Here is a 15,608-nt window from a genome sequence, read left to right as displayed (position 1 = left end):
AGTCAACCTTAATTTCAGGTTTTTTCTCTGTCGAACTTCGGAGACTCTGTGAAGTTGTTCACATGTTCCGTGTCGATGGAGGCGCATTATAGGGAGCTGGTTCAGAATGACAAGGGTTAATATGTACTTTTTTTTCCGACCGCTCACTATTCATGCATAACGCTGCTTAAACCCGCTTTTTAATCGCTGCAGGCAGTTCTTGCAGGCTGTTTAGCACCCAATCCGCCGTTTTCTCACCTTCTTCAGTGACTGGCTTGCCAGTGCGCACCAACACTTTAGTGCCTACCCCTGCCGCCGCTGCCGCCTGCATGTCCTCGATTTTGTCGCCAACCATATAAGAAGCGGCCAAATCGATATTCAGTTCTTTCTGCGCCTGCAACAACATGCCCGGCTGCGGTTTGCGGCAATCACAAACCTGGCGATACTCTTCTATTACTGCTTCAGGATGATGTGGGCAGAAATAGATGCCGTCCAGATCGACATCGCGGTCGGCCATCGACCAGTCCATCCATTCTGTCAGACGCATAAACTGTTCTTCGCTGAATTTGCCACGGGCAATGCCAGACTGGTTGGTGACCAGCACCAGCGCGAAACCCATTTTTTTCAGTTCACGGCAGGCGTCAATCACGCCATCGATAAACTGGAAGTCATCTATTTCATGGACGTAGCCATGATCGATATTAATCGTGCCGTCACGATCTAAGAAAATTGCTGGAACGCTTTGTGTCACCGGTATGCTCCTGAAAGCCTGAAAACCGCCCCAGTATCGCATGTTTTCGCCGAGACTGAGAATGATGAAGAAGAGCGTTAACGTTGACTTAGACGTCTAGACGCCTTAACATCTGATCCAGACCTTGGCGCTGACCAAGGTCTCTCTTTATTAGGCCACGGCAACCAAGCTAAAAATAAGAAGAATATGATTAAACTTTCCAACATCACCAAAGTGTTCCAGCAGGGGTCGCGTTCCATTAGCGCACTCTCTGACGTGACTCTCCACGTTCCTGCCGGACAGATTTATGGCGTGATCGGGGCCTCAGGCGCCGGTAAGAGTACGCTGATCCGCTGCGCCAACATGCTTGAGCGCCCAACGTCAGGTACCGTTCTGGTCGATGGCCAGGACCTAACCTCCCTGTCTGAAAGCGAGCTGACGCGCGCACGCCGCCAGATTGGCATGATCTTCCAACACTTTAACCTGCTCTCTTCACGTACGGTCTTCGGTAACGTTGCCCTGCCGTTGGAGTTGGACAATACGCCACGGGCGGAAATCAAAAAACGCGTGGTCGAGTTGCTGGAGCTGGTTGGTCTGTCAGACAAGCACGACGCCTACCCTGCCAATCTGTCAGGCGGCCAAAAGCAGCGTGTAGCCATCGCCCGTGCGTTGGCAAGCAATCCTAAAGTGCTGCTGTGCGACGAAGCGACCAGTGCGTTGGATCCCGCCACCACCCGCTCCATTCTCGAACTGCTGAAAGACATCAACCGCCGTTTGGGGCTGACCATTCTGCTGATCACCCATGAAATGGATGTAGTGAAGCGTATCTGCGATCAGGTTGCAGTTATCAGCCAGGGCCAGTTAATTGAGAAAGACAGCGTCAGCGAAGTGTTCTCACATCCCAAGACGCCGCTGGCACAGCAGTTTATCCAAGCTACGCTGCATCTGGATATCCCGGACGACTATGCCGCTCGCCTGGCACCTGAGCGTACCGGAGGCCGTCAACCGCTGTTACGCCTGGAGTTTACCGGCCGCTCGGTCGATGCCCCGTTACTGTCAGAAGCGGCCCGTCGCTTTAACGTGAACAACAATATTATCAGCGCACAGATGGATTACGCCGGCGGCGTGAAGTTCGGCGTAATGCTGGCTGAACTGCATGGCTCTGACGAAGATGCACAGGCAACGATTAAGTTCCTACAGGAAAATCAGGTAAAAGTAGAGGTTCTGGGTTATGTCTGAGGCAATGATGTGGTTAATGGCACGTGGCGTGTGGGAAACCGTCGTGATGACCTTTGTCTCCGGCTTCTTTGGCTTTGTCCTGGGCTTACCGGTTGGCGTACTGTTATATGTGACCCGCCCTGGGCAAATCATTGCCAACAATACCATCTATAAGGTGTTGTCCGGGTTAGTGAACATTTTCCGTTCCATCCCGTTCATTATCTTGCTGGTCTGGATGATCCCGTTCACTCGAATGATCGTTGGCACCTCTATCGGCTTACAGGCGGCTATCGTTCCACTAACCGTGGGCGCGGCTCCCTTTATCGCCCGCATGGTAGAAAACGCCCTGTTGGAAATTCCGTCAGGTCTGGTTGAAGCCGCTCGTGCCATGGGGGCAACCCCAATGCAAATCATCACCAAAGTGCTGCTGCCTGAAGCGCTGCCAGGTTTGGTGAATGCCGCTACCATCACGCTGATCACCCTGGTGGGCTATTCTGCGATGGGCGGTGCCGTCGGTGCCGGTGGCTTAGGTCAAATTGGTTATCAGTATGGTTACATTGGTTATAACGCTACCGTGATGAATACGGTATTAATATTACTGGTGGTGCTGGTGTATCTGATCCAGTTTGGTGGCGACCGTATCGTGAAGGCCGTTACCCACAAATAGCTTTACCCACGCGCTGACATCTACTCGATAGCTTTGCTGCACCTGGCAGGATTAAAGAGTAAGGCGTATTTCATATGCGAGTCTAATTGAGGAAGGGATATGTCGTTAAAATTTAAATCCATCGCAACAATCGGCGCACTGATCGGTACTCTAGCTCTGGCCGGTTGCGGCCAGGATGAAAAAGATCCAAACCATATCAAAGTGGGCGTTATTGTTGGTGCTGAACAGCAAGTGGCTGAAGTAGCACAAAAAGTGGCAAAAGATAAGTATGGTCTGGACGTTGAGCTGGTCACCTTCAACGACTATGTGTTGCCAAACGAAGCCTTGAGCAAAGGCGATATCGATGTCAACGCCTTCCAGCACAAGCCTTACCTGGATCAGCAGATCAAGGATCGTGGTTATAAGCTGGTTTCAGTCGGTAACACCTTCGTGTACCCGATTGCCGGTTACTCCAAAAAGATCAAATCCATTGATGAGCTGCAAGAAGGTTCACAGATAGCACTGCCTAACGATCCAACCAACCTGGGTCGTTCGCTGCTGCTGCTGCAAAAACAGGGTCTGATCAAGCTGAAAGACGGTATTGGCCTGCTGCCGACCGTGCTGGACGTGACCGAGAACCCGAAAAAACTGAAGCTGGTTGAGCTGGAAGCGCCACAGTTGCCACGTTCACTGGACGATCAGCAAATCGCTCTGGCCATCATCAACACCACTTACGCCAGCCAGATTGGTTTGACGCCGGCCAAAGACGGTCTGTTTGTTGAAGATAAAGACTCACCTTACGTCAACATCATGGTTGCCCGCGAAGACAACAAAGACGCAGAAAACGTGAAAAAATTCGTTCAGGCTTACCAGTCAGACGAAGTTAACGAAGCGGCAAACAAGATCTTTAACGGCGGTGCAGTAAAAGGCTGGTAATCGTTCATTAGCCATTTTATTCCGATAATTGCAAGACGGGCTACGGCCCGTCTTGTTATTTGCGCCAGAGATTGCTTCAATAGCGCCACTTTGATTATAAAATGGCAGGGACTCTCAATGCGTGTTTTACCTCTCTGTTTGTTAGCGCTCGCGCTGACTGGATGCTCAACGCAGCACAAGGCTCCATCCACAACAAACAGCACAACAACTACGGCCGCTCCAGCTCCGGTAAAAGCCCCCCCAGCAGCCCGCCCGGCCCCGGTAAAGCTGTACAAGAGTGCAGAAGAACTGGTCGGCAAGCCTTTCCGCGATTTAGGTGAGGTTTCTGGCGAATCCTGTCAGACCACGGTTCAGGACTCTCCACCTAATCTGAATACCGCACGTAAGCGTATGCAGACCCGCGCGTCCTACATGAAGGCCAATGCGGTGCTACTGCATGACTGTCAGATTGTCAGCGGCGTCGCCGGTTGTTACCAGCAGGCCATCTGCCAAGGCTCTGCGCTTAACGTCTCAGCCAAATGACCGAATTTGTTTTTCAGCAGATCGGCACTATCCGTTCTCCGTATAAAGAGAAATTCGCGGTTCCCCGTCAGCCTGGGCTAGTTGAAGACGGCGGCGGTGAACTGTTGTTGTTGCCGCCTTACAATCAGGCCGAAGCGGTACGTGGCCTCAGCGAGTTCAGCCATCTATGGGTGATGTTTGTGTTTCATCAAACCATGGAAGGAGGCTGGCGTCCTACCGTGCGGCCTCCTCGTCTGGGCGGCAATGCGCGTATGGGTGTGTTCGCCACCCGTTCGACCTTTCGCCCTAACCCGTTGGGTATGTCCTTGATCGAGCTGAAAGGCATACGGACTCAAGGGGGCGAGGTGGTACTGGAGTTGGGCAGCCTGGATTTGGTAGACGGTACGCCGGTGGTCGATATCAAACCCTATTTACCGTTCGCCGAAAGCCATCCACAAGCGCGAGCCGGGTTTGCTCAGGCGGCACCGGCCGGTGATATGCCGGTGTATTTCTCGCCCCAGGCGGAACAACAGCTGCAGCAACATTTGCGGCGCTACCCCAACCTGCGCCGTTTTATCACTCAGGTTCTGGCGCAAGATCCTCGCCCCGCCTATCGAAAAGAAGAAGCCAGCGGGCGCGAATATGCGGTATGGTTGTTGGAGTTCAACGTGCGCTGGCGGATCGTTGATAGTCAAAGCGAAGTGTTGGCGCTCGACGCCCGTTAAAATTCCGCCCGCTCTCTTTTGACAACCAGCTTGCGCTGGTAAACTAAGCCACTTTTGAAAATTTTGGCAGCCAACCCTGGCAGCCCGATGCAATTTGCAGTTCTAACGGAACCAAAACACCATGCGTACAAGCCAATATCTGCTCTCCACACTGAAGGAGACACCTGCCGACGCCGAAGTGATCAGCCACCAGCTGATGCTACGCGCCGGGATGATCCGCAAGCTGGCCTCCGGTCTTTACACCTGGTTGCCAACCGGCCTGCGCGTTCTGAAGAAGGTTGAAAACATCGTTCGCGAAGAAATGAACAATGCTAACGCGATCGAAGTTTCCATGCCGGTCGTTCAGCCCGCAGACCTCTGGCTGGAAAGTGGCCGCTGGGAGCAGTATGGCCCGGAATTGCTGCGCTTCGTCGATCGCGGCGATCGTCCCTTTGTGCTTGGTCCAACCCATGAAGAAGTGATCACCGATCTGATCCGCAACGAAATCAGCTCTTACAAGCAGCTGCCGCTGAACTTCTTCCAGATCCAGACCAAGTTCCGTGACGAGGTTCGTCCCCGTTTTGGCGTAATGCGCTCACGTGAATTCCTGATGAAGGACGCCTATTCCTTCCACACCACCCAGGAATCCTTGCAGGTAACCTACGACGCAATGTACGAGGCCTACAGCAAGATCTTCAACCGTATGGGTCTGGATTTCCGCCCAGTGTTGGCCGATACCGGTTCCATCGGTGGCAGCGCGTCGCACGAGTTCCAGGTGCTGGCAGAAAGCGGTGAAGACGATATCGTGTTCTCAACCGGTTCCGATTACGCCGCCAATATCGAGCTGGCAGAAGCGGTTGCCCCTGCTCAGCCACGTGCTGCGGCAACCGAAGAACTGCGCATCATCGATACGCCAAACGCCAAAACCATCGCCGAGCTGGTAGAGCAATTCCAACTGCCGGTAGAGAAAACGGTGAAGACCTTGATGGTGCACGCCCGTGAAGAGAGTGGCCACAAGCTGGTTGCCCTGCTGGTGCGTGGCGATCATGAACTGAATGAAATCAAGGCCGAGAAGCTGCCACAGGTCGCAGTTCCACTGGTTTTCGCCACGGAAGAAGAAATCCGGGCGATCGTCGGCGCAGGCCCTGGCTCCCTTGGCCCAATCAACCTGCCGATCCCAGTGGTTGTCGATCGCAGCGTAGCGGCCATGAGCGACTTTGGCGCGGGCGCCAACATCGATGGCAAGCACTACTTTGGCATCAACTGGGAGCGCGATCTGCCGCTGCCACAGAGCGCCGATATCCGTAACGTGGTGGAAGGCGATGCCAGCCCGGACGGTAAAGGTACGCTGCTGATCAAGCGCGGTATCGAAGTAGGCCACATCTTCCAACTGGGTACCAAGTATTCAGAAGCGATGAAAGCCACCGTACAGGGTGAAGATGGCCGCAATCAGGTGCTGACCATGGGTTGCTACGGCATCGGCGTGACGCGCGTGGTGGCTGCCGCCATCGAACAGAATCACGATGACCGTGGCATTATCTGGCCGGACGCAATTGCCCCGTTCCAGGTAGCCATTCTGCCAATGAACATGCACAAGTCATTCCGCGTGCAGGCACTGGCTGAGGAACTGTACGCTACCCTGCGTTCACACGGCATCGACGTGATCCTGGACGATCGTAAAGAGCGTCCAGGCGTGATGTTTGCCGATATGGAACTGATTGGCGTACCTCACTCCATCGTGATCGGCGATCGTAACCTCGACAGCGAAGAGATTGAGTATAAAAATCGCCGTGTTGGCGAGAAGCAGATGATCAAAACCGGCGAAATCATTGATTTCCTGCTGGGCCAGATCCAACGCTAATCGATAGCCAAAGCCCCCCAGACGGGGGGCTTTGTGAATGGATTTTGTTGTTAAAGGATTAACTTATGTCATTACGCCCCCCCTCGGCTACCCGTCTGTTTGCTTTGCTTTCGGTGTTTTTGACCGGTTGCACCATGGACATAGGCTTATCCGACCGTGAAAAACACCCCATCAATCCCGTCAACGTTCAGTTCCAATCGTTAAGCTCGGCCCCAGGAAAAACGCTGCGCGAAATCAATCAGGCCGACCTGCAAGAGGGAGACCTGCTGTTCTCCTCAACTATTGGTTTGAAATCACTCGGGATCCGTATCTTGAGTACCTCGTCAGTCAGCCATGTGGCCGTGTATATTGGCGAAGGTCAGGTTGCCGAAGCGGTAGGGGAAGGCGTGCAGATTATCAGCCTGAAAGACGCGCTGACCCATAGCGACAAGATGTTTGCTTTGCGCATCCCCGATCTGACACCGGAGCAGGCCAGCCAAATCCGTCAATTCGCCAGCCAAAAGGCCGGCAGCCGTTACAACTATCTGGGCATTGCCGAAATGGTGCCCTTTATGATGACCAAGCAGCTGTGTTCGCTGAATCCCTTCTCTGCCGATTTCCGCCAGCAATGTGTCAAAGGCCTGGCTGCGGCCCAGCTTAAGACGCCGACCGGTGCCGAGTCGTCGTATTTCTGTTCGGAGTTTGTGATTGCCGCGTTTGAAAACGCGGGGCATCCGTTGACGTTGGCCGCCCCAGGCTGGGTCAGTCCGGGCGATTTACTGCATATGCGGGAAGGGGATATTGCTACGCTGGCACCTAGCCGGGCGCTGGTCTACGTGGGCCATATCAAGCCGGGGATCTATTTACGCTCTCGGACGTTGGCAAAAAATCAGGCCCCTCACCCTAACCCTCTCCCACAGGGAGAGGGAACCGATCGAGTTCGCTGATTATTCTGCGTAATACCTTATCTTTTTGTTCCTACTCCCTACATTCCGAAGCCGTACGAACTAATCAAGAGGGAGAGGGAACCGATCGAGTTCGCTGATTGTTCTGCGTAATACCTTAACTTTTTGTTCCTACTCCCTACATTCCGAAGCCGCACGAACTAATCAAGAGGGAGAGGGAACCGATCGAGTTCGCTGATTATTCTGCGTAATACCTTATCTTTTTGTTCCTACTCCCTACATTCCGAAGCCGCACGAACTAATCAAGAACTCCGGGCAACTCCCTCTCCCTGTGGGAGAGGGTTGGGGTGAGGGGTATCAGTTAGCACAGCTCTTGCTGTTGTCGAAAGCGATCTTGCCACCCGGCTCCGGGATCAGCGCTTTTTGCATCTGCCCTTCCTCCATGGAAGGTTGCACGCTGAAATGCCCGTTCAACATCAGGAATACCGGCTCGCCCGGCGCCCGCTGAGCCTTCAGATAGCCCTGCTCCAGCGCGATATTATTCGCTACCGGGAAGGTTTTGCCGGTGGCACAATCCTGGAATACCGCCGCGTCGGCCATATAGGTATACAATCCGGTCAACGGCATCGGCGTTTTCGGCAAGGCTTTCGCCACCGGCGACAGCACATAATTAAGCTGAGACACAATCGGTTCTCCACTGCGGTCCAGCATTCTCAATTGCTTGCCTTCCGGGTGGAAATAGCGTTTTTCACCGTTGCTTTCGGTCAGCACCAGCTTATCTGCCGTACGCGCCCATGTGCCATAGCTGGCAAAGGTTTGATCACCACCTTTAGCGCCACGATAGGTTTCCTGCAAAACAAAGGTACCATCCTCATCAAGGAACAGCGAGGTGTCCATCCCGGAGCAGTCTGCACAAGGCAATAAGCCCTGATAGCTCTGCTGCATCGGCTGAAGCGTTTGTTCTTTTGGCTGGTATTGATTGTTACATCCCAGCAATGAAAGGGCTCCTGCCGCTAAAAACAGGGCGATCGTTATTTGCTTCAAGTTACTCTCCTGTTGTCATCCATTGATATCCATGGCGTAGGCTAAGGCTGAACCTTGCCGCGCAGTGCCTTGGTGGCGCCTTTGCGCACCTTGCCTTCAAGACGGCGTAATTTGGCCCCTTTGCTGGGTTTGGTTGCCCTGCGCGTCTTTTCGACCACCATCGCCTGTTGGATCAGCGCCACCAGCCGGGCCAGTGCCGCTTCACGATTCATTTCCTGGCTGCGATATTCCTGCGCCTTGATAATCACCACCCCATCGGAAGTCACTAAATGATGATTAAACGCCAGCAGCCGCTCTTTGTAGTACTCTGGCAGGCTGGACGCCCGGATGTCAAAGCGCAAATGGATCGCCGTTGAGGTTTTATTGACATGCTGACCACCCGCCCCTTGCGCGCGGATCGCCGTTAATTCTATTTCGTTGTCCGGTATGGCTACGTTTCTTGACAGTTGCAGCACCGGTTATTCCTGCGCCAGCTGCCATTCGGCAAATTGAATTTCCAGACTATTCTGAAGGTCCGACAGCCAGATGGTGCCTTCCTGCAGCGTGGCCTGTAGCGTCATATTGCGGCTGGCTAGCGCGGTCAAGCGGGACAGTTGTTCATCATCGAGAAAGCGAATGCTCAGGTTCTTGTGGTTGGCCACCTTGCTCTGCATAGACTGCCACCAGACATGCCCAGCGCGATCGCCATAGGCGTAAAGCACCACCCGAGGTGACTGATTGCAGGCTTTCTTGAGGCGTTTCTCGTCCGGTAGCCCCAGCTCTATCCACATTTCCAACCCGTTATGGTCGTTGCGCCGCCAGATTTCCGGCTCGTCTTCCGCGCTCAGGCCCTTGGTAAACACCAGGCGTTCATCGGCATGGCAGATCCAGGCCAGCAGGCGCAGCATCATGCGCTGTTCGGTTTCTGAAGGATGCTGGGCCAGGGTGAGTGTGGTATCAAAGTAAAAGTGACGATCCATATCAGCGATATTGAGCGTGGCTTTATAAATTGTTGCTTTCAGCGCCATGGGTAACCTCATTATTAACAAGCCACATTGTACTTGATCAGGGCAGTCCGCAGCCAGCACGGGGAGCATCAGGAGTGGACTAATGCCCATAAAGAGGAGCTAATAACTCCCTGGCACCTGTGCTATAGTCCTTTAAATAGGATTTAACCCCGAGTGTCTGTGCCTTATTGCAGCCTGCGTGGCGATAATGCAGAGATCCTAAAGGGAGGCCATTGTGCAACAATACTGTGAGTTAGTACGACGTTTTTACGCTCAGATCGGCAGTGGAGATCTTGGCTACGTGCCGGATGCACTAGCATGTGTGTTAAAGGCATTGGACGAAGTTGCCGCGAATAGCGAGCTACCGTCCTCCGTTAGGGAACAGGCGGCATTTGCCGCCGCTAACTTATTGGTGAGCGACCATGTTGATGAATGATGAGTACCAATCCATCAATTGCGATGACTATGAAAGCCTGGAACTCGCCTGTCAGCATAACTACATTCTGAAGCTAGAGTTACGCGACGGAGAGAAATTCGAAGGCATTGCCACCGAGTTGAAATTTACCAAGGGCGTTGAGTACCTGATTGTCGATCAGGCCGGTAGTGCTCTCAGCTTGCGTCTGGATCACATCCTCAGTTTCAGTCATCCGGAAATCGGTACCGTGGTCGTCAGCCTGTCAGACTGATTTTGCGGTAACGCCATCTCCACAGGGCAGCCCAAGGGCTGCCCTCGTCATTTAAGGCTTCAGGCTGGCGTAATAGGCCGCCAGATCGGCAATATCCTCATCCGACAGCGGCGAGACATAGGCCTTCATCACTTCCGCCTGCCCGCCAGAGCGTTCCCCTTTTTTGTAAGCCTGCAAAGAGTGCTCCAGATACATTTGATTCTGCCCGGCCAGATTCGGGTACATAGGTACCGAAACCTTACCTTCCGCGCCATGGCAGGCCATGCAACTGGCCGATTTATCCTTGCCTGCCGCCGCATCGCCCGCCGCCATGGCGGAAAAGCTCAGCACACCAGCCATCACTACCATTACGCTCACCAATTTCATTACTCACTCCTCACAGCGGATGATGATTATTTTTTTTCCAGCCAAGCCGCCAGACCGGTTGCCCCGCAGGCGCTTGCCCTTGCTCAGTAATAAATACGCCCACGGCAGCGATTAACTGCTCATCATAGTAGACCAACGGGATACGTTCACGCTGCCACGGTGGAATAGCCAACTCTTGCCACAGTTTTTTGATCGGCCGTGAACCGGCACGGCCAACAATTCGCGCCCTACCCTTGGCGGTAAAGCGCACGCTGACCGACTCATGCTCTAAAGGAGCCCGTACCTGACATTCACCTTCGCCCACGAGCAGGGTACCCAGCCCGTCGGGTAACGCCAATGGAGCCTCATCAGGCCAGGGCAATTGTGTGCCGCTCAGGTCAGCCATCAGCGGTAGCAGGTACAAGCGCTGGCGAAAACGGCGGATCTGGTAGTCCCCGAGTTGCAGCTGTGGTTCGGCATCTTCCCGGCTTAACGCAACCTCCTGCCAGAGCCGATGCAAACCATCGCGCGCGGGCATGGTGACGCCAAACAGCCCAATCCAGCGCCGTAGCAAAGCATAGCGCCTGGCCGCAGAACAGGTAGCCAATTCGGCGATAGCGAGCGAGTTTTCGCCATCCAGCAGTTGGGCCAATTGCTCGGCCAGCAGCTCATCAAGCAGTTGCTCCTGCTCGGCACATAATGCAGCGCTGCGCGCGGTGGCTGCAGCAAAATGCGGCCAACGCTGATGCAATATCGGCAGAACGTTCAGACGTAAGAAGTTGCGATCGAAGCGGGGATCCTGATTGCTGTCGTCCTCGATCCACTGCAGTTGATGCTGGTGTGCGTAGGCTTCCAGCTGCTGGCGCGATATTCCCAGCAGCGGGCGCAATAAGGGATTGTTACCCAACCGGGTTTGTGCGGCCATGGCAGACAGACCCGCAGGGCCGCTGCCCCGTTTTAAGGCCAGCAAAAAGGTTTCACATTGATCGTCGAGATGCTGCGCCGTCAGCAAAGTCTCCTCTGTGGTCAGCGTTTCTGCGAAAACAGCGTAGCGGGCCGAACGGGCCGCTGCCTCGATACCCCCAGGCCGCCCGGCAAGCTGTACATGCTGTACCACCAGCGGTACCTGCCAACGTTCGCATTGCTGCTGGCAGTGTGCCACCCAATCATCGGCAAAACGGCTCAGGCCATGGTGGACATGCACCGCGCGCAGGGCAATGTCCGGTTGCTGCTGGCGCAACAGCACCAGCAGGTGCAGCAGTACGCTGGAGTCCAGGCCGCCGCTGAACGCCAGCAGCAGTTGGCGCTCAGCCCCTAGATGGTCGGCAATCTGTGTCAGGAGGTGGTGGGTCTTCATCAATTGGGCTTAGTGACATCTACATAGCTGCACGTTAACCAGCCCACCGCCATCAATCAAGCATTAACCGCGCTATGATTACGCCGGGCCATTCCCCACCACAGCACCAGAGCCACCAGCACCAAGGCCGCACAGCCTGCCGCCCCCCAGCCAATCTGGGTGAAAACCTTGCCGTAAGCCTCGATCATTGCATTACCCAGTTGGCTTTCGGTGGTCTGGTTGGCAATCAGGCCCGCGAGGTAATTAGCCACCGAACCGGTCGCCAGCATATAAATACCGGTCAGCACGCCGGTGACACCAGGAATATCCAACCGGGTGATTTGGGCCATCGCCACCGGATCGATAAACAGTTCGGCAAATCCCATTACCGCCAACCCGGCCACCATCATCCCCATTGAGGCTTGGCCATGCAGTTGCCCCCAGCGCGCATTTAACGCCATCAACATAAAACCCACGGCAATCAACAGCAGGCCAAAGGCAAACTTGCACCAGATGCGCACGGTCTGAGCGTTTCCCCGGCTGCTACGCATCAACCAGGCCAGCAGCACGCCGCCCAGCATGACCGCAAAAGCGTTTACCGACTGGAACAGCGCCGTAGGCACCGACCAGGAGAACCATTGCCGATCAACAAAGTGATCGATAAACAGGCTGATCGAACTGCCGCCCTGTTGGGCAAAGGCCCAAAACAGCGTCCCCAGCAGCATCAGGATGATGATTTGCCATAACGCCCGCCGTTGCTCGCCACTCACCCGCCAGAGAATACGCATGACGATCACCACCGCAGCGGCACACACCACGCCAAGCAGATAGCCGGCCCAGTCGTGAATGAACAACAGTGCGAAAAACAGCGGTGCACACAGCACCGCAGCCACCAGCCAGAACCAATGTGGCAAGCGTAGCGTGGTGGCCTGTATCAGCGGGATATTCACCCCGCGCGTCTGCCGAAAGTGCTTGCTCCCCGACAGGAAGATCATCAGCCCGGCAAACATCCCTATTCCCGCCAGCGCAAAGCCGACGTGCCAGCCATAACGTTCGGCAGCCAACCCACAGGCGATCGGAGCCAGGATGGAGCCAACGTTCCCCGCAGCATACAGCAGAGAAAACCCTCCTTCCCGCCGTGGGTCCTGCGCCTGATACAGCTCTCCCAGCAGGCAGCTGATATTGGATTTAAACAGGCCGTAGCCGCAGATGATAATGCCCAGCGCCAGGTAAAGAGAGTTGGCCGAGACCGCCCCCAGCCCCAGTACGATGTGGCCCAAGGTCATCAAGGCTGCCCCGGCAATCACCGAGACATGGTTGCCCAACAGGCGATCGGCCAGCAGGCCGCCCAGAATGGGGGTGACATAAACCAAAGAAGCATAAGCGCTGAAAAGAGTGATGGCGTGGCTATCGGAATAGCCTAACTGGTGGGTCAGATAGAGGATCAGTAACGCGCGCATGCCGTAAAAACTAAAATACTCCCAGATTTGGATCGCAACGACATAGTAGATAGCGCGCGGCTGTGAGGGTGTTTTCATGGTGTTCTCCCATCAGGATAACCAAGGGGAAAGCGTCTGTGCTTTCCCCTTGTGATGCCATTATTCCGCTTTCAACACTTTCACCGTGTAGCGGCCATCCGGCTGGCGGTAAGCCCCGTGAATATCGGTCTCAAAGCCCGGATAATGCGCGCCGATTTCACACAGCATTTGCAGGAACTCCAGCACTGGGCGGCTTTCTTCGGTCAGCATTTCTCCCGGCATCACCAACGGCACACCTGGAGGATAAGGCAGGATCATATTGGCATTGACCTTGCCGATCATCTCCTCCAGATAGACTTCCTCCACTTCGCCATGCAGCTCTTTCTGGAAGGCATGGTAAGGGTTCATCACCATGGTTGGCAACACTTCAAACGCACGGTACATCAGGTCCGGCAGGTTGTGATGTTCGACCAGGCGATGGATGTTCTGCGCCAGCTCCTGGATGCGCATGTTTTCATAGAACTCAGGCGCTTCCTGATACAGCGATGGCAGCATGTTTTTCACCCGCAGGTTCAGATCGAACGAGCGTTTGAAATCGGTCATCGCACGCAGGAGGCTCAACGCTTTGGTTTTATCGATACCAATACTGAACAGGAACAGTAGGTTGTACGGGCCGGTTTTCTCCACGATGATGCCATGCTCATCCAGGTACTTGGCGACCAGGCTGGCCGGGATACCGAACGGCTGCATTTCACCTTCTTTACTCATCCCTGGGGTGAGAATAGTCACCTTGATCGGGTCGAGGTACATGTGCTCGTTATCGATGTTTTTGAAACCGTGCCAGGCGCTGTCGGAACGCAGCGGCCAGCATTCTGGCTCATCGATATGCTCCGGCTGCCAGACGTCAAAGAACCAGCCTTCGGACTCCACTTTCAGCCGTTTGATCTCCTTACGGAACTTGATGGCACGCTCGATGGAACCGTTAATCATGCGTTTACCGGCGTTGCCCTTCATCATCGCAGCGGCGGTTTCGGTGGACGCCACAATGCCATAATGCGGCGAAGTGGTGGTGTGCATCATATAGGCTTCGTTAAAGGTCTCTTCGTTGATGTCACCCTTCACGTGGATCATCGAAGCCTGCGAGAACGCCGCCAGCAGTTTGTGGGTCGACTGGGTTTCATAGATCACCTTGCCTTCAACCCGGCCCCCGCTCATGCCGCATTTGCCTTTATAGATCGGATGGAAATTGGTGTAAGGCACCCAGGCAGAATCGAAGTGGATCGATTTAACCTCCAGAGTCTCTTTGATGAAATCGGTATTGTACAGCAGGCCGTCGTAGGTGGAGTTGGTGATCACCGCATGCGTTGGCCAGTTGGCATTCGGCGTTTCTTTCACTCGTTTGGCGATGGTGGCACGGCTGAATTCGCTCTGCGGGATGCCGCCGAGAATACCGTAGGCATTACGGGTAGGACGGAAGTAGATCGGCGTGATATCACTCATCATCATCAGATGGGTCAATGATTTGTGGCAGTTACGGTCGATCAGCACGGTGCTGCCTGCCGGAGCAGCATACATACCAACAATCTTGTTGGCGGTGGAGGTGCCGTTGGTCACCATGTAGCTGCGTTCGGCATTGAACACGCGGGAGATATACTCTTCTGCTTCTTTGTGCGGGCCGGAGTGATCCAACAGCGAACCCAGTTCGGAAACCGAAATGGAGATGTCAGACTTCATGGTATTCGGGCCGAAGAAGTCATAGAACAGGCTGCCTACCGGGCTTTTCTGGAAGGCGGTGCCGCCCATATGGCCTGGAGTACAGAAGGTATATTTGCCTTCACGTACGTATTTGAACAGCGCCTTGGTCAGCGGCGGCAGGATGGCATCGATATACTCGTCGGTGTTCTGTTTGATCTTGGCGGCGATATCTTTTGCCGCGCCCAGCGCGTATTCAAAGAAACGCACCTGCATACGCAGATCGTTGAGGCTGACATCGAGTGTCGAATAGGTGTTGGCAAAGGCATACAGCGGCATGTATTCATTGAGCTGGCTGATCTCTTCGCACAGCTCAAGGTTGTATTTGTCCCAGTCGAAAATCACGCCGCACAGGCGGGCATTGTTTTCGATCAGCTTTAATAAATCTTCGCGGTCATTTGGGTAGACGATGCGGAAGTCCAGGCTTTCCAACGCCTGATGCAGCTCGCGGATCGGCTCTTCTTTGAAGTAGACACCCATGTGATTCATGATGGCAATAACGTTCATAATCATTTCTCCAGG

At 54.4% G+C, this 15,608-nt stretch carries 17 protein-coding genes; 9 read left to right on the top strand and 8 right to left on the bottom strand.

Annotation, left to right across the window (positions count from 1 at the left end; genetic code table 11):
- Positions 1–166: 166 nt before the first annotated feature.
- Positions 167–730, bottom strand: a complete 564-nt coding sequence (gene gmhB, locus ABIE29_RS21045) for a D-glycero-beta-D-manno-heptose 1,7-bisphosphate 7-phosphatase (RefSeq protein WP_429620991.1) — start codon at positions 728–730, stop codon at positions 167–169.
- Between the two features lie 186 nt (positions 731–916).
- On the opposite strand from gmhB, the gene metN reads away from it, so the two are divergent.
- The 7 genes from metN (at position 917) to ABIE29_RS21010 (ending at position 7,501) form a co-directional block, all read left to right on the top strand.
- Positions 917–1,948, top strand: coding sequence for a methionine ABC transporter ATP-binding protein MetN (gene metN, locus ABIE29_RS21040; protein ID WP_429620989.1), 1,032 nt, complete (start codon positions 917–919; stop codon positions 1,946–1,948).
- Entirely contained in the window at positions 1,941–2,594 is a 654-nt protein-coding gene (locus ABIE29_RS21035) for a methionine ABC transporter permease MetI (RefSeq protein WP_429620987.1), read from the top strand. The genes metN and ABIE29_RS21035 overlap by 8 nt, the downstream gene beginning before the upstream one ends.
- A 99-nt stretch (positions 2,595–2,693) precedes the next feature.
- Complete coding sequence (locus tag ABIE29_RS21030; protein WP_429620984.1) at positions 2,694–3,509, top strand: MetQ/NlpA family lipoprotein; 816 nt, start codon at positions 2,694–2,696, stop codon at positions 3,507–3,509.
- Positions 3,510–3,626: 117 nt separating this feature from the next.
- Positions 3,627–4,031 (top strand): Rcs stress response system protein RcsF, encoded by a 405-nt coding sequence (gene rcsF / locus ABIE29_RS21025; protein WP_429620982.1) that lies wholly within the window; start codon positions 3,627–3,629, stop codon positions 4,029–4,031.
- On the top strand, positions 4,028–4,735 hold the full coding sequence (tsaA, locus tag ABIE29_RS21020; RefSeq protein ID WP_429620980.1) for a tRNA (N6-threonylcarbamoyladenosine(37)-N6)-methyltransferase TrmO: 708 nt from the start codon (positions 4,028–4,030) through the stop codon (positions 4,733–4,735). The genes rcsF and tsaA overlap by 4 nt, the downstream gene beginning before the upstream one ends.
- 121 nt (positions 4,736–4,856) lie before the next feature.
- Positions 4,857–6,575, top strand: a complete 1,719-nt coding sequence (gene proS / locus ABIE29_RS21015; protein ID WP_429620978.1) for a proline--tRNA ligase — start codon at positions 4,857–4,859, stop codon at positions 6,573–6,575.
- 65 nt (positions 6,576–6,640) lie between these two features.
- Complete coding sequence (locus ABIE29_RS21010) at positions 6,641–7,501, top strand: YaeF family permuted papain-like enzyme (RefSeq protein ID WP_429620976.1); 861 nt, start codon at positions 6,641–6,643, stop codon at positions 7,499–7,501.
- Positions 7,502–7,816: 315 nt separating this feature from the next.
- Here the strand turns inward: ABIE29_RS21010 and nlpE are convergent, their stop codons facing one another.
- Genes nlpE through ABIE29_RS20995 form a run of 3 tightly spaced genes read right to left on the bottom strand, consistent with a single transcriptional unit; the run spans position 7,817 to position 9,510 of the window.
- A complete protein-coding gene (nlpE, locus tag ABIE29_RS21005) occupies positions 7,817–8,503 on the bottom strand; it encodes an envelope stress response activation lipoprotein NlpE (protein ID WP_429620974.1) in 687 nt (228 codons plus the stop codon).
- Positions 8,504–8,544: 41 nt separating this feature from the next.
- Positions 8,545–8,958 carry an alternative ribosome rescue aminoacyl-tRNA hydrolase ArfB gene (gene arfB / locus ABIE29_RS21000; protein ID WP_429620973.1) on the bottom strand — a complete coding sequence of 138 codons (414 nt, stop codon included), beginning with the start codon at positions 8,956–8,958 and terminating at the stop codon, positions 8,545–8,547.
- Between the two features lie 3 nt (positions 8,959–8,961).
- Positions 8,962–9,510, bottom strand: a complete 549-nt coding sequence (locus ABIE29_RS20995; protein ID WP_429620971.1) for a YaeQ family protein — start codon at positions 9,508–9,510, stop codon at positions 8,962–8,964.
- Between the two features lie 214 nt (positions 9,511–9,724).
- On the opposite strand from ABIE29_RS20995, the gene ABIE29_RS20990 reads away from it, so the two are divergent.
- Together ABIE29_RS20990 and rof are read left to right on the top strand one after the other, a co-directional pair.
- Entirely contained in the window at positions 9,725–9,925 is a 201-nt protein-coding gene (locus ABIE29_RS20990; RefSeq protein ID WP_024529521.1) for a YaeP family protein, read from the top strand.
- On the top strand, positions 9,918–10,175 hold the full coding sequence (gene rof / locus ABIE29_RS20985) for a Rho-binding antiterminator (protein ID WP_223499701.1): 258 nt from the start codon (positions 9,918–9,920) through the stop codon (positions 10,173–10,175). Before ABIE29_RS20990 ends, rof begins: the two co-directional genes overlap by 8 nt.
- A 51-nt stretch (positions 10,176–10,226) precedes the next feature.
- On the opposite strand, the gene ABIE29_RS20980 is transcribed toward rof, so the two are convergent.
- The 4 genes from ABIE29_RS20980 to cadA are packed head-to-tail and all read right to left on the bottom strand — an operon-like array spanning position 10,227 to position 15,593.
- Positions 10,227–10,541, bottom strand: a complete 315-nt coding sequence (locus ABIE29_RS20980) for a c-type cytochrome (protein WP_429620968.1) — start codon at positions 10,539–10,541, stop codon at positions 10,227–10,229.
- Positions 10,542–10,551: 10 nt separating this feature from the next.
- Entirely contained in the window at positions 10,552–11,877 is a 1,326-nt protein-coding gene (tilS, locus tag ABIE29_RS20975; protein ID WP_429620966.1) for a tRNA lysidine(34) synthetase TilS, read from the bottom strand.
- A gap of 56 nt (positions 11,878–11,933) precedes the next feature.
- Positions 11,934–13,394: a dipeptide permease DtpD gene (gene dtpD, locus ABIE29_RS20970; protein ID WP_429620964.1), complete on the bottom strand. Its 1,461-nt coding sequence runs from the start codon at positions 13,392–13,394 to the stop codon at positions 11,934–11,936.
- Positions 13,395–13,454: 60 nt separating this feature from the next.
- Complete coding sequence (gene cadA / locus ABIE29_RS20965) at positions 13,455–15,593, bottom strand: lysine decarboxylase CadA (RefSeq protein WP_429620962.1); 2,139 nt, start codon at positions 15,591–15,593, stop codon at positions 13,455–13,457.
- Positions 15,594–15,608 lie beyond the last annotated feature (15 nt).

The organism is Serratia sp. 2723 (assembly GCF_050434425.1).
Taxonomy (GTDB): domain Bacteria; phylum Pseudomonadota; class Gammaproteobacteria; order Enterobacterales; family Enterobacteriaceae; genus Chania.
The sequence above is the reverse complement of the archived record's forward strand: the minus strand, read 5'-3'. Positions and strand labels throughout refer to the sequence as shown.

Bases quoted from the DNA above. Each gene is read 5' to 3' on its own strand.
- metN (WP_429620989.1), top strand. From the start codon at position 917: ATGATTAAACTTTCCAACATCACCAAAGTGTTCCAGCAGGGGTCGCGT.
- ABIE29_RS21035 (WP_429620987.1), top strand. From the start codon at position 1,941: ATGTCTGAGGCAATGATGTGGTTAATGGCACGTGGCGTGTGGGAAACC.
- ABIE29_RS21030 (WP_429620984.1), top strand. From the start codon at position 2,694: ATGTCGTTAAAATTTAAATCCATCGCAACAATCGGCGCACTGATCGGT.
- rcsF (WP_429620982.1), top strand. From the start codon at position 3,627: ATGCGTGTTTTACCTCTCTGTTTGTTAGCGCTCGCGCTGACTGGATGC.
- tsaA (WP_429620980.1), top strand. From the start codon at position 4,028: ATGACCGAATTTGTTTTTCAGCAGATCGGCACTATCCGTTCTCCGTAT.
- proS (WP_429620978.1), top strand. From the start codon at position 4,857: ATGCGTACAAGCCAATATCTGCTCTCCACACTGAAGGAGACACCTGCC.
- ABIE29_RS21010 (WP_429620976.1), top strand. From the start codon at position 6,641: ATGTCATTACGCCCCCCCTCGGCTACCCGTCTGTTTGCTTTGCTTTCG.
- ABIE29_RS20995 (WP_429620971.1), bottom strand. From the start codon at position 9,510: ATGGCGCTGAAAGCAACAATTTATAAAGCCACGCTCAATATCGCTGAT.
- rof (WP_223499701.1), top strand. From the start codon at position 9,918: ATGAATGATGAGTACCAATCCATCAATTGCGATGACTATGAAAGCCTG.
- ABIE29_RS20980 (WP_429620968.1), bottom strand. From the start codon at position 10,541: ATGAAATTGGTGAGCGTAATGGTAGTGATGGCTGGTGTGCTGAGCTTT.
- tilS (WP_429620966.1), bottom strand. From the start codon at position 11,877: ATGAAGACCCACCACCTCCTGACACAGATTGCCGACCATCTAGGGGCT.
- dtpD (WP_429620964.1), bottom strand. From the start codon at position 13,394: ATGAAAACACCCTCACAGCCGCGCGCTATCTACTATGTCGTTGCGATC.
- cadA (WP_429620962.1), bottom strand. From the start codon at position 15,593: ATGAACGTTATTGCCATCATGAATCACATGGGTGTCTACTTCAAAGAA.